At 74.8% G+C, this 13,765-nt stretch carries 9 protein-coding genes; 7 read left to right on the top strand and 2 right to left on the bottom strand.

The window, feature by feature from the left end:
- Nucleotides 1-142: 142 nt before the first annotated feature.
- Complete coding sequence (metK, locus tag ABZ836_RS29035; protein ID WP_356138791.1) at nucleotides 143-1,351, bottom strand: methionine adenosyltransferase; 1,209 nt, start codon at nucleotides 1,349-1,351, stop codon at nucleotides 143-145.
- 432 nt (nucleotides 1,352-1,783) lie between these two features.
- Complete coding sequence (locus ABZ836_RS29030) at nucleotides 1,784-2,374, bottom strand: TetR family transcriptional regulator (RefSeq protein WP_356138793.1); 591 nt, start codon at nucleotides 2,372-2,374, stop codon at nucleotides 1,784-1,786.
- A gap of 430 nt (nucleotides 2,375-2,804) precedes the next feature.
- Between ABZ836_RS29030 and ABZ836_RS29025 the strand changes: the two genes are divergently transcribed.
- From ABZ836_RS29025 to ABZ836_RS28995, 7 genes are read left to right on the top strand one after another with little or no spacing between them, the layout of a single operon-like run.
- Complete coding sequence (locus ABZ836_RS29025) at nucleotides 2,805-4,112, top strand: tryptophan 2,3-dioxygenase (RefSeq protein WP_356138795.1); 1,308 nt, start codon at nucleotides 2,805-2,807, stop codon at nucleotides 4,110-4,112.
- A gap of 27 nt (nucleotides 4,113-4,139) precedes the next feature.
- Nucleotides 4,140-5,030 carry a hypothetical protein gene (locus ABZ836_RS29020; RefSeq protein ID WP_356138797.1) on the top strand — a complete coding sequence of 297 codons (891 nt, stop codon included), beginning with the start codon at nucleotides 4,140-4,142 and terminating at the stop codon, nucleotides 5,028-5,030.
- 25 nt (nucleotides 5,031-5,055) lie between these two features.
- On the top strand, nucleotides 5,056-5,352 hold the full coding sequence (locus tag ABZ836_RS29015; RefSeq protein WP_356138799.1) for an acyl carrier protein: 297 nt from the start codon (nucleotides 5,056-5,058) through the stop codon (nucleotides 5,350-5,352).
- Nucleotides 5,349-9,818: an amino acid adenylation domain-containing protein gene (locus tag ABZ836_RS29010; protein WP_361147108.1), complete on the top strand. Its 4,470-nt coding sequence runs from the start codon at nucleotides 5,349-5,351 to the stop codon at nucleotides 9,816-9,818. The genes ABZ836_RS29015 and ABZ836_RS29010 overlap by 4 nt, the downstream gene beginning before the upstream one ends.
- Nucleotides 9,815-11,251 (top strand): hypothetical protein, encoded by a 1,437-nt coding sequence (locus tag ABZ836_RS29005; protein WP_361147105.1) that lies wholly within the window; start codon nucleotides 9,815-9,817, stop codon nucleotides 11,249-11,251. Before ABZ836_RS29010 ends, ABZ836_RS29005 begins: the two co-directional genes overlap by 4 nt.
- A gap of 31 nt (nucleotides 11,252-11,282) precedes the next feature.
- A complete protein-coding gene (locus ABZ836_RS29000) occupies nucleotides 11,283-12,350 on the top strand; it encodes a methyltransferase (RefSeq protein WP_361147102.1) in 1,068 nt (355 codons plus the stop codon).
- The gene (locus ABZ836_RS28995; RefSeq protein ID WP_361147099.1) at nucleotides 12,350-13,684 is read left to right on the top strand and encodes an MFS transporter; all 1,335 of its coding nucleotides are present in this window, start codon (nucleotides 12,350-12,352) and stop codon (nucleotides 13,682-13,684) included. The genes ABZ836_RS29000 and ABZ836_RS28995 overlap by 1 nt, the downstream gene beginning before the upstream one ends.
- Nucleotides 13,685-13,765: the final 81 nt, after the last annotated feature.

Here is a 13,765-nt window from a genome sequence, read left to right as displayed (position 1 = left end):
GTCCTGGAAATCCTCCAACGAAGGGTCCTGGGCCTGGAGCATCGTGCCCATCGCCCCATCGGCGACCACCACACGGGAAGCCAGAGCCTCCCGGAAGGACTGCCGGGATGTGGTCATCGCGGTCATGACACGCCTCCGAGGGTCAACGGCCTGCGGCGGCGCTGAGCTGGTCGGCGCGGTCGGTGCGTTCCCAGGTGAACTCGGGCAGCTCGCGGCCGAAGTGACCGTAGGCGGCGGTGCGGGCGTAGATCGGCCGCAGCAGGTCGAGGTCGCGGATGACGGCGGCCGGCCGCAGGTCGAACACCTCGGTGATGGCCCGCTCGATGGCGGCCCGCGGGACGTGCTCCGTGCCGAAGGTCTCCACGAACAGGCCGACCGGTTCGGCCTTGCCGATGGCGTACGCGACCTGCACCTCGCAGCGTTCGGCGAGGCGGGCGGCGACCACGTTCTTCGCGACCCAGCGCATCGCGTACGCGGCCGAACGGTCCACCTTGGACGGGTCCTTGCCGGAGAAGGCGCCGCCGCCGTGGCGGGCCATGCCGCCGTAGGTGTCGATGATGATCTTGCGGCCGGTGAGGCCGGCGTCGCCCATGGGGCCGCCGATCTCGAACCGTCCGGTGGGGTTGACCAGCAGGCGGTAGCCGTCGGTGTCCAGCTTGATGCCGTCCTCCGCCAGCCGGTCGAGCACGGGCTCGACGACCTGTCGGCGGATGTCCGGGGCCAGGAGGTTGTCGAGGTCGATGCCCGCCGCGTGCTGGGACGAGACGACGACGGTGTCCAGGCGTGCCGGACGGTCGTCCTGGTACTCGATGGTGACCTGCGTCTTCCCGTCGGGGCGCAGGTAGGGCATGGCGCCGTCCTTGCGCACTCCGGCGAGGCGGTGCGAGAGCCGGTGCGCGAGGTCGATGGGCAGGGGCATGAGGGTGGGGGTCTCGCGGGTGGCGTAGCCGAACATCAGGCCCTGGTCGCCCGCGCCCTGTTCGGCGATCTCGTCGCCGGCCTCGCCGCGGCGCTTCTCGTAGGCGGTGTCCACGCCCTGCGCGATGTCCGGGGACTGGGCGCCGATGGACACCGACACGCCGCAGGAGGCGCCGTCGAAGCCCTTGGACGAGGAGTCGTAGCCGATGTCCAGGACGGTCTGCCGGACGATGCCGGGGATGTCGGCGTAGGCCGCGGTGGTCACCTCGCCGGCGACGTGGACCTGGCCTGTGGTGATCAGGGTCTCCACCGCCACCCGGGACGTCGGATCCTCCCGTAGGAGGGCGTCCAGGATGGCGTCGCTGATCTGGTCGGCGATCTTGTCGGGGTGTCCCTCGGTGACGGATTCCGAGGTGAAGAGCCTGGTGGTCATGTCTCTCCTGGGCGTGAGTGGCCGGCCCGCCGCGGCCGGCGCCGTGGCCCGGCCGGAGGCGGGAACCGTGGCGTGCGGGGCGGGAGCGCGACGTGAAGGGAGGGGCCGTGCGGTCGCCGTGCGCGGTCAGCGGGACGCGGGCACGGGCCGGTAGGAGGTGCCGTGGGGCGCCGGCTCGACGTCCGAGATGTGCTGTCCTTCCTGACGGGTGCGCGGCGACTGTCAGCGTGGTCCCGGCCCGTGGAGAACGGGTGGAGGACCGCTCGACGTCCTCGTGCGTCCCGCTCGGGACCGCGCGTGAGTGCCTCGGTGCCTCGGCGCCTCGGTGCCCGTACCCCTTCTCGTCCCTTCCTGCCCCGCCCCGCCCCTCTCCTCCCCCTGCCCTCCCCTGCCCGTCCCGCCCCTCTCCGCCCCTGCCTTGCCGCTGCCCGCTCAGGCCGGGGTCTCCTCCTTGTCCGGCAGGAGCCGGCGGACGAGTTCGCCGATCAGGTCGTCGTCCCGGTAGGGCGCGAGGACCGCGGGCACCGTGAGGTCGTCGAGGTTCATGCCGTGGACGGCCAGGTAGAGCAGGACGACGTCGACGCGGTCGCCGGGGAGGCCCGCGTCGATGTGGAAGCGGACGTTCTCCTCCAGCACCCGGCTCAGGGCCGCGGTGAGTTCGCGGCCGAGCTCGGGTCGGCGGGTGGCCTCCAGGCGCAGTTCGAGCATGGCGAGGTAGCCGGCCCGGTCGGCCTCCATGCGGTGGCGGATCTGGCGCAGCAGGTGCGCCACCAGGTCACGCGACGGCTCGGCGCGCATGGTCTCGGCGACCTGGTCCGGGTCGGGAGCGATCCGCTCGTGGGTGCGGCTCAGGATCTGCAGCAGCAACTGGTCGCGGTTGCGGAAGTAGTTCGAGCAGGTGCCCACGGGTGCGCCGGCCTCGGCGTCGACCGAGCGCAGGGTGAGGCCGCGTGAGCCCTCGCGGGCGAGGACTTCGATGGCCGCGTCAAGGAGGGCGGTACGGCGGGCCTGGTTCTGTCGCAAGGAGTTCCTCTCTCAGACATTGACACCACTTCAGTTGAAGTACTACAGTCGAAGTACTTCAAAGATACACCCCGACGACCTGCAGGAGTCAATGTGCGAGTCCGCGCCTTCGACCAGCCTCAGCCCTCGACGTTCGCCCGTGCCGCCGGTGGCGGCCGACGCGGCGTCAGGGCCCCCAAGCCCCGGTCCGTCCCCCGTCCGCGTCCGCTGCCCAAGCCGGGCACCCGGCGGTGAGCCACCGTCCTTCCCGGCGCACGCGGAGTCGCCGGTCCTGTCGTCGAGACGGGGCCGGCGACTTCTGCGTTTCCCCCTGACAGTCCCCGTCACCCCGCCCACAGGGTCCGTCGCGCTTGTACCGGCGCTTGAGTTTCTCTCCAGAAACCCACGCGAACCTCTCGGAGACCGCTTCCTCTCCAGAAGGAGAAACCGCGTGGCAGGCACCGAGGAACCGCTCCGGCGGGAACTGCGCCGATGGCGCAGCGCGAAGGGTTCGGCACCCTTCCCCTACGACGCAGTCGTCCGTCATCTGCGCGGCGTGGGCAAGCACTTCCTGTCACCGGAGCTGCTCGACCTGCTCGACTCCTGCCGGCCCGCGCTCGCCGAACGGACCGTCGACGGCGACGGCGACGGCGACCACGGCGACACCTATCTCGCCGGGTTCCTCGACGTCCTGCTGGACAAGTACGACGACCGCTACGACTACCCCAGCTACACCGCGCTGCCGCTGCTGCGGCACCGTGCGCCCGGCCCCCAGGACGACTGGCGGGCCTGGAGGCGGTGGCGGGACCGGCTGGTGCTGCTGCTCCTCGCCGACCTGATCGAGTTCGAGCAGAAGGTGCTGGACGGCGCCCCGTCCGACCCCCAGGGCTCCCTGCCCTCCCCCGCGCTGCTCGGCAAACGGCTGCGGCTGGCGGTCCGGGTGATGGAACCCGCGGCGCTGCGCATCCTCGACCACGCCGTCGACGCGGTGGCGGTGGCGGCGACACCCGGCCGTACCCCCGTGACCCCGCTGGCCGCCGCGGTCCTCACCACCGCCGACGCCGACGAGCGGCTGCTGCTGCGCACCAGCCTCCACCCCGTGTACGTGCTCCACGACGAGTACCTCTTCCTGCGCGTCCTGCAGGCCTTCGAGACGACGTTCTCCTTCATGGCCCGCACCCTCGACGCGGCGGTCCGGGTCCTGCACGGCGAGCAGCCCGGCGACGCCGCCACGCTGCTCGCCTCGGTGGCCGACGTGCTGCGGGAGTCGCTGCCGCTGTTCTCGCTGCTGGCCACCATGCAGCCCGAGTCCTTCCAGGTGTTCCGGCAGTACACCGAGGGCGCGAGCGCCATCCAGTCCGAGGGCTACAAGACCTTCGAGTCCTACTGCTCCACCCCGGCGCGGGCGCGGCTCGAGTCGTCCGCCTTCACCTCCGTGCCGCGGGTGCGCGAGGCGGTGCTGGCCGGACGGGACACCGTCCAGGGCGCCTGGGAGGACGTGCTGGCCAGCGGCTGGCTGTCCGACCGGGACGCCGCCGCAGTCCGCGCCGCCGCCGGACAGCTGGAGGCGGTCCACCAGCGCTGGAAGCAGACCCACTACCGGCTGGCCGCCCGGATGATCGGCGAACGGAGCGGCACCGGCTCCACCGAGGGCGTGCCGTACCTGCGATCGGTGATGACCAATCGCCTCTTCCCCGCCGTGGGGCAGCCCGCCCCCGCCTCCCGGCCGGCTTTCGAGCAGCAGCCCGCGGCGAGCTGACGACACCAACGGGAGGGAACCGAAGCCATGAGCAAACGCGCCGCGACCGGCCGCCCGGGCACTGCCCGCCGCGCCCTGAACCCGCACGAGAAGGACCGCCTGCTGGTCTACGAGTACGACCGCGGGAGCAACTACGAGGAGGACACCCGGCTCACGACCGCGCTGTCCGCCCTGCTGCCCGAGGAGCAGCTGTCCCACCCCGACCAGCGGCTCTTCCAGAGCGTCCACCTGATCTCCGAGTACGCCTGGGCCGCGATGCACCACGAGATGTGCCGGGCCGTGCGGCTGCTCGACGAGGGGGACTTCCTGCTGTGCGCGCAGGTGCTGGAGCGGGCCGCCGCGCTGGGCAGGATCCCGGTGCAGGCGCTGAACACGCTCGTCGAGTTCCTGCCGCAGACCTCGCTGCTGGCGATGCGGGAGCTGTTCCCGCCGAACACGACGGGCCTGGACTCCCCGGGCGCGCGCAATCTGCGGCGTGCCGCACAGTCCCTGTGGCGGGCCTTCCGACGCGCCCTGGAGGGCGCGGGGCGCACGCCCGAGGAGCTGATCGACGCCCAGGGCCGCACGGCCCGGCCCGCGGAGGACGACCGGTCCGCCGTCGAACTCGCCCTGGTGCGGCAGGGGCTGATGCGCCTCGACGCCGCGGTGGGCGACTGGAAGCAGCTCCACCTCCGGCTGGTGTGGGGTCAGCTGGGCGGCCATCCGGAGACGGTGGCGCCGCCGGCGCCCGCCCCGGCCCGCGCCGGCTCCCGGACCGAGGAACACGCGGGCGGCGGCTGCCCCGCCCTGCCCACCAGCCTGCGCGGCGAGTCCACCCTCACCCTCCACAAGATGGCCGAGCGCACGTTCTTCCCCGAGCTGTGGGAGTCCGTCGACACCATCTACCGACGTCTGGCGTCCGCCGACCCGGCGCCCTGACCCTGAGAGAACTGCCATGGCCTCGTTGAATCCCGTAGACGACCGAACCGCCGAACTGGCCGCCGTGGTGCGCGCCGCCTGGGCCGAGGGCCTCGGCCACCAGGACTTCGGCGACGACGAGAACTTCTTCACCGTCGGCGGCCACTCGATGTGCGCGGTACGGATCGTGCGCACCCTCAAGAACGACGTCGATCCCACCCTGACCGTGCGGCGGTTCTTCCAGCACCCGACCGTGACCGAGCTCGCCGCGGTCCTCGCCTCGGCCGTCCCGGCGGCGGCTCCGGCGGCCCCGGCGGCGGCGCGGACGGAGGCCGGGGCGTGACCGCCGCGTCCTCGGCGCAGCTGGAGATCTGGCTCGCCAACCAGTGCGAGCCGGACTCCGGCCGGTACAACATCCCGTTCTCCCTGGAGATCCGCGGCGAACTCGACGAACCCGCCCTGCGCCGGGCGCTGGCCGACGTCCTGGAACGTCATCCCGCGCTGGCCGCACGGTTCGAGACGTGGGACGGGGACCTCCACCACGTCCCCGAGCCCGCCGCCGTCGCCCCGCTGCACACGTCCGCGCGGTCCGGGCGCTACGACCGGGCGGCGGCGCTCGCCGACGCCGCCCTGGCCGCCGGCCGCCCCCTCGACCCGGGCACCGCCCCGCTGCTGCGCGCCGAGGCGCTGCGGTACGAGGACGCGTCGCTGGTGACGGTGTCGGTCCACCACATCGTCGCCGACGGGCGTTCGGCGGAGGTCGTCGCCGAGGACCTGGTGACGGCCTACCTGGCCCGGACCAAGGGCCAGGACCCGGGCTTCGAGCCGGTGCCGCCGCCCGCCGCGCGCCCCGAGGCCGAGGCCCTCGACCCGTACTGGGCCGGCCTGCTGGGCGCCGACCCGGCGCTGCTCGCCCCCCTGCCGGACCTGGTGCGCCCCGAGGACGGGCTGCGCGGACCGGCGGGCTGGGCCGAGCGCCGGCTGTCGGCGGCCCGTCTGACGGCCCTGCGCGCCCTCGCCGCCCGCGAGGGCGTCAGCCCCGCCGTCGCCCTGCTGTCGGTGTTCAGCCTGCTGCTGCACGCCTGGTCCGGCGAGGACGACGGCGTGCTCGGCATGCCGTTCGCCGGCCGTGACGAGCCGGGCAGCGAGGACGCGGTCGGCCTGTTCACCCGCGTGCTGCCCGTGCGCACCGTCCGGGACCCCGCGCTGAGCTTCGCGGACCACGCCGCCGGGCTCGGCGAGCAGGTGCTCTCCTCCATGGAGGCGCACGCCGAGGCGGGCGACCCGCCACCGGGCACCACCCCGTCGTACTCCACGGTCTTCCTGTACCAGCCGTCCGGCACCACGTCCTGGCGGACACCGGACACCACGGTCCGGCTGCTGCACCCGGAGACCGCGGTCGCCAAGTACGACCTGGCGTTCGCGGCCGAGGAGGCCGCCGACCACCTGGTGCTGCGCATCGACTTCGACAAGGCCCTGTACACCCAGGCCACCGCCGAGCTGATGACGGAGCAGCTCGACCGCGCGCTGGCCGCCGCCGCCCGGCCCGGCATCACCTGCGGGGAGCTGATCACCTCCCTGGCGCCCCGGCCCGACCGGGTCGGCGCCGAGGACACCGGCGTCCCCGGCACGGCGGACGCCTCCACCGTCGCGGAGCTGGTCCTCGACCAGGCACGCCGCGACCCGGACGCGACCGCCGTCGTCCACAACGGACGGCGGCTGAGCTACGGGGACCTGGTGCGCGACGCCTCCAGGGCCGCGCACTGGCTGCGCACCCAGGGCGTGCGCACCGACGACATCGTGGCCCTGCTGCTGCGGCCCGGGCCCGACACGGTGACCGCGATGCTCGCCGTCGGCCTGGCCGGCGCCGCCTACCTGCCCCTGGACCCCGCCTACCCGGACGCCCAGCTGCGGGCCGTCCTCGCCGACGCCCGTCCCCGGCTGCTGATCGCCGAGGACGAGGAGCGGCACCGCGTGGAGGGGCCGCCCGCGCACACCCCGCAGGAGATGCGGCAGGCCGCCAGGCCGATGCCCGTGTCACCGCCGAGGACCCCGGCCACCCCGGACACCGCGTTCAACGTCCTCTACACGTCCGGTTCGACGGGCCGGCCCAAGGGCGTGGTCCTGCACCACGGCGGCGTACTGCGCCTGCTGCACCGTCCCGACTTCCTCCCCCTGGGCCCCGGCGACACCGTCTCGCACCTGTCGCCGCTCAACTTCGACGGCGCCACCTACGAGATCTGGGGCGCCCTCGCGCACGGCGCCACGCTCGCCGTGCTCGACAAGGAGCTCGTGCTCAGCCCCCGGGAGCTCAGGTCCGCCCTGCGGGAGCTGGCCGTGACCACGCTACTGGTCACCACGCCGCTGCTCAACCGGCTGATCGAGGACGCGCCCGACCTGCTGCAGTCCCTGCGCCGCGTCTACTTCGGCGGCGAGATCATCTCGGTCCCGCACATCCGCAAGGCGCTGCGCTGGGCCCGGCCGGGCACGCTGCTGCACAGCTACGGCCCCACCGAGAACTCCTTCACCTCCTCCTGGCACCCCGTCGAGGAGGTGCCGGACGGCATGCGGACGGTGCCCATCGGCACGGCCGTGCCGGGCACCCGGCTGCACGTGGTGCTGGAGGGCACGCTCGAGCCCGCTCCCGCCTACGTGCCCGGCGAACTGGTGCTCGGCGGACAGGGCGTGGCCCGCGGCTACCTCGGCGACCCGCGGCGTACCGCCGAACGGTTCGTGCCGGACCCGTTCTCCGGCGAGGAGGGCGCACGGCTGTACCGCACCGGCGACCGGGTGCGGTGGGGGGCCGACGGGCGGCTGGAGTTCATCGGCCGCGACGACAACCAGGTCAAGATCCGCAGTCAGCGGGTGGAACTCGGCGAGGTCGAGGCGGCGCTCCGCGCCCATCCGCAGGTGCGCGGCGCGTTCGTGACCGCGCGGCCGGACGGGCGGGGCGGGAAGGAGATCATCGGCTACGCGGTCGTGGACCGCCCGGACGTGGTCGACGACGTACGCGCCCACCTGCGCACCATGCTCCCGCAGTTCGCGGTGCCCACGCACCTGCTGGCGGTGTCCGAGCTGCCGTTGAGCGCGAACGGGAAGATCGACCGCGGGCGGCTGCCCCGGCCGCCCGAGGCGACGGCGGCCGCGCCGACGCCGCCGGCTGCGTCGGACATGGCGACGACGGCGGGCCCGGCACCGGCCGGTCCTGCACCGGGGGGCGCGGCGACGACGGCGGACGGCGGCACCGACGCCGTGTCGCGTGCCTGGGCGCAGGTGCTGCCCGGCCGCTCGTTCGGCCTCGACACCAACTTCTTCGAGGCGGGCGGCCACTCCCTGCTCCTGGCCAAGCTGCAGGAGGCACTGCGCGCCGCCACGGGCACCAGGCCGGCCGTCACCGACCTGCTGCGGCACACCACGGTGCGGACCCAGGCCCGGCTGCTGGGCGGCGGCGCGACCAGCGGCGCGACCCGCACGGCTTCCGGCACCGCGTCCGGCACCCCGTCCGGCGAGGAGGCCACGGCGTCCCGGCCGGCGGTCCGCACGTCCTCGGGCGGCGGCACGCCGGACGACGCGATCGCCGTGATCGGCATGGGCGCCCGGTTCGCCGGAGCGGGCGACGTGACCGAGTTCTGGGACAACCTCGAGGCCGGCCGCGACTGCTTCAGCGAGGGCCCCGGACCGCTGGTCACCGAACACGCCGACGGGACACGGCGGGTGGCCCGCTGGGGCATGACCGCCGACGGCGCCGGCTTCGACGCCGGGCTGCTGGGCTTCACCGCCGAGGACGTCGCCGGGGGCGACCCCCAGCAGGGCGTGCTGCACGAGGTGCTGTGGGCGGCCGTCGAGGACGCCTCGCTGCGCCTGTCCGACATCGCCCGCCGCACCAGCCTGTACGCGGGGTGCCCGCGCCACGTGCCCACCGACGGGGAGGCGCGCGTCGACGACGTGGTCAACGCCGACCCCACATTCGCCGCGTCGCGCTTCGCCTACCTGCACGACCTGTGGGGCGAGGCGCTGATGCTGGACACCGCGTGTTCCACCGGTCTGTACGCCGTCCACCTCGCCTGCCGGGCGCTGCTGCGCGGGGAGAGCGACTACGCCCTGGCCGGGGCGGTCTCCCTGGACGGCGAGTCGGACGGCTCCTACACCTTCCGGCCCGGCCTGCTCTACGCCGAGGACGGCGTCTGCCGCCCCTTCGACCGGCGGGCCACCGGCACCGTCGGCGGGTTCGGCGCGGGCGCGGTGCTGCTGCGCCGGCTCGCCGACGCCGAACGCGACGGCGACCCGGTGTACGCCGTGATCCGCGGCAGCGCCATCAACAACGACGGCCGGGCGCGCGTCGGCTACTCCGCCCCCGGGGTCGAGGGCCAGGCGCGGGTGATCCGCAGCGCCCTGCGGGCCGCCGGGGTGACCGGCGACGACATCGGATACGTGGAGGCGCACGGCACCGGCACCCGCCTCGGCGACGCCATCGAGGCGACCGCCCTGGACGAGGCGCTGGGACGGTCCGGTCCCCCGGTGGCGCTGGGATCGGTCAAGGCGTCCGTCGGCCACTGCAACACGGCGGCCGGCATCGCCGGCCTCATCAAGTCGGTGCTCGCCGTGCACCACGGGGTGCTGCCCGCCACGCCGAACGTGGCGGAGCCCATCGACGAACTGACATCGGACGGACGGCTCCGGCTGGTGACCGCCGGCCGGGCGTGGGACTCCCCCGCCTCCCGGCCGCGGACCGCCGGAGTCAGCTCCTTCGGCGTCGGCGGCACCAACTCCCACGTGATCGTGCAGGAATACGCGCGGGAAAGGGCGTGAACCCCGTCATGACGACGTACATCGAGAACACCACGCACACCGTGCCCGCGGAGGCCGTGACGCCCCCGGCGACCGGTGCGGCGGCCCGGACGGCCCGCTTCCCGGCGCTGCCGGGCGCCCCCCGGGTGCTGGCCGTCTCGGCCCGCGACGAGACGGCCGCGGCCGCCATGTGCCGGCGACTGGCCGACCGGCTGGAGCGCGACCCGTCGCTCTCCCCGGACGACGTGGCGGTGACCCTGGCGCACGGGCGCGAACGGTTCGCCGTGCGGCACGCGGTGACGGGGACGGACGGTGCCGGGCTGGCGGCCGCGCTGCGGCAGTCCGCCGGGCTCCCGCGGCCTGCCGGAACCGCCCGGCCCCTGGTGCTCGACCTCGGCGACGGCTCGGTGCCCGCCGAGGATCCCGCACTGCCGCAGGTCGCCGAGGCCCTGGAGGCGGTCGCCGCCCTCGGGCTGCCGCCCGGTCCCGGCCGCGACGCAGCCCGTGCCGCCGCCGTGCTGCACGGTATCGGGGCGTGGCTCAGCGCCCACGGGCTGCGGGCCGACGCGGTCCGCGGCCTGGGGCCGGCGGCGTCCGCCGCGGCGGCCCTGCGCGGGGCGGTCCCGCTCGCCGACGCGCTGCGCGCGGCGGCCACCGCCTCCCCCGAGGAGGGCGCGACCGTGGTGGCCGACGGCCCCGAGCTCGTCGTCCGGATCGCCGGACCTGGACCTGGACCTGGATCCGGATCCGCTCCGGCATCCGCGCCTGGAACCGGCACGCCCGACGAAGCTGACGGTGACAGCGACGGCGAAAGCGCCAGTGACGGCCTGCGGCTCGACCCGCTGGACGCGTCCTCCTACGCCCGGCTCTTCGCGGAGCTGTGGGAACGCGGCCTGGACGTGGACTGCTCCCTGGGAGCGCCGGGCCGTCGGACACGCCTGCCCGGTTACCCCTTCCAGCGGTCCGGCCCGGTCGCCGGCCCCCCGGAGGGACTGCGGCCGCTCAAGCCGGCCGAACAGCGCCCGTTCTTCCACGACCTGGTCCGCCGCGGCGACGCCGCCGAGCACGTGCTGTCCGCGACGGCCGTGAGGCCCGGGCCGGCGCCCGCTCCGGCCGACGTCGAGGCCGCCTTGGCCGGACTGCTCGAACGCCGTCCGCACCTGCGCACCGTGTTCACCCGGCACGCCGGCCGCTGGTTCGCGACCGAGTCGCCTCAGCCGGTGCGGGTGGAGGTGCTCGCGCCGGACGAGCGTGACGAGCCGGGCGCTCGAGCGCGGGCCGCCACCCTCGGTACGTCCTTCGCCGCGGCCGACGTCCCGCTCCTGCGGTGCGCCCTCGCGCCGGCGGACGGGCGCTGGGCCGTGGCGCTCGCCGTCTACTCCCCCGTCGCCGGCGCCTCCTCCGCCGACGGGCTGCTCGGTGAGCTGCTCACCGGGTGGCCCCGGCCCGCCTGACATCCACCGCTCCGCACCCGAAGGGACCGCCATGACAGCCGTCCAGGACCACTCCCCCACCCTCGCCGTGCCCGCCGACTGGGCCGGCGCCGCTCCCGCCCCCATGGGCGTCGACCAGGCGTTCAACGGCTACGTCGCCGGTACGGTCGTCCACACCCTCGACCGCCTCGGCGTCTGGGAGCGGCTGGCCGCCGACCCGCTGCTCGACCTGCGCGTCCTCGCCGCCGAACTGGGCCCGGCCGTCCGGGAACGGGTCCTGCGCGAACTCGTCCGGGCCGCCGCCACCTGCGGCTGGCTGCGGCTGCAGGACACCGACAAGGTGCTGCTGACCACGGCGGGCCAGGAGATCATCCGCATGCGCGGCTACTTCACCTGGGGCGTCGGCGGGTACGACGAGGTGTTCACCCAGGCCCACCGCATCGTCACCGGCGAGGCCGCGTTCGGCGCCGACGTGCTCCGCGACGAGGCCATGGTCGCGCTCGGCTCCGGCCAGAACGACCGGGCGTTCATGGCGGGCGTGCTGGACGAGGTCCTGGCCGACGTGGACTTCTCCGTCCTCGCCGACCTCGGCAGCGGCATCTCCGCGCGGGTCTCCCGCGTCGTCGCCGACCGCCCCGGCACCCGCGGCCTGGGCCTGGACATCAGCGGCCCGGCCACCGAACTGGGACGGCGCACCATCGCCGAGGCCGGACTCGCCGACCGGGTGGAGGCGGTCCGGGCCGACGTGCTCGACGTGTGCCACCGGGACGCGCTGCGGGACCGGCTCGGCGAGGTCGACACCGTGATGAGCTTCTTCCTGCTCCACGACCTGCTCGCCGACCCGGAGACCCGCCCGCACACCTTCACCCGTCTGCGGGAGGCGTTCCCCGCGGCCCGCACGTTCGTGCTCGCGGACACCGTGCTGCGTCCGGACAGCGCGGACGCGACCTCGCTGCCCGTGTTCTCCCTGGGCTACGAGCTGGCGCACGCCCTGATGGGCGTCCCGCTGCACACCAAGGAGACCTACGAGGAGCTCTTCGCCGCGGCGGGCCTGGTACCGCGCCGCGTCGTGCCGTTCGGCACCCCCCACTCGTGGCTGTACGTACTGGAGGCGCACTGATGCCCAAACCCCTCGCCGTGGTGCGGGAGCTGACCCCCCGCACACGGATCGTCCTCGGCGTCAACGCCGTCAACTCCTTCGGCGGCGGCCTGGTGCTGCCCTTCCTGTGGATCTACCTCAGCGACGTGCGCGGGCTGCCCGCGTGGGTGCCGGCGACGACGCTGGCCGTCCAGGCGGCCACCGCCGTGTTCGGCGGCCTGCTGTGGGGTTCCCTGCTCGACCGGTTCGCGCCCCGCACGACGGTGCCGCTGGTGATGGCGGTCGCGGGCGTGGGCACGGCCCTCTACGCCCAGGTCACCGGCGCGGCCACGGCGATGCTCGCGGCCGTGGTGTACGGCTTCGGCATCAGCGGGGTCGGCACGGCCCTGCGGTTCCTGTACGCGGGCGCGACGTCGGCGCGGGAGAGGCAGCTCGCCTACTCCGCCGACTTCGCCGTCTTCAACGCCATGACGGGTCTGGGAGTGATGGCCGGCGGTGCGCTGGCGTCGCTCGACATCGGCTCGCGTGCCGCGCGGTTCTCGGCGCTGTACCTGGCCGACGGGGCGACGTTCCTGCTGGCCGGCGCGGCCCTGTTCTGGCTGCTGCCGCGGGTGACCGGCGGGACCGACGCGAAGGACGCCGACGAGGAGGCCACCGCCGGCCCGCGGGGTTACCGGGCGGTCCTGACGCACCGGCACATCGGGGCGCTGCTGGCGGTGCTGGCGCTGTGCTCGCTCGTCTCCTACGGGCAGTTCCGCTCCGGCCTGCCCGGCTACCTGACCATGGGCGGTGCGGTCGGGGCCGGCGGCCTCTCCGGCGTCTTCGCCCTCAACATCCTCGTCGCCGTCGCCGCCCAGGTGCTGCTGGCCGAGCCGCTGCAGCGGTTCCGGCGCAGCTCGGTGCTGGCCGCCTCCGGGGCCCTCTGGGCGGTGGCGTGGGCGCTGGTGGCCGTCGCGGGGCGCAGCGGGGGCGGCGAGGCGCTGCTCCTGGCGCTGGGCGGCGTGGTGCTCCTCTCGGTCGGTGAGGCGCTGGTCTTCCCCGTCGTGACGTCCCTGCTGAACGACATCGCGCCGCAGCCGATGCGGGGCCGGGTCAACGCCCTGCTGTCCGTCGCCGTGTCCACCGGTTCGGTGGCCGGCCCGGCGCTGGCGGGCGCCGCCCTGCCGGTCGCGGACGGCATCGCCCTGATGGCCCTGCTGGTGTCCGTCTGCCTCGCGGTCGTCGCCGTGTCCGTGCGGCTGCGGACGACGCTCGGCGTCACCGCGGACCTGCCCACCGCGGACAAGGCACCGGAGGCCTCCGGGAAGGACGACGAGCGGGACACCGTCTCCGGCCCGGAACCCGCCGCGGTCTGACGGCGGTCGCCACCGCCCGCCGTCCCTGCCGTCCTCGCAGCCCCTGTCACTCCCGCCGCTCCCGCCCGACGGAAGGTCGCC

The sequence above is a fragment of the Streptomyces sp. NPDC047130 genome (assembly GCF_040643475.1).
Classification (GTDB): Bacteria; Actinomycetota; Actinomycetes; order Streptomycetales; family Streptomycetaceae; genus Streptomyces.
The sequence above is the reverse complement of the archived record's forward strand: the minus strand, read 5'-3'. Positions and strand labels throughout refer to the sequence as shown.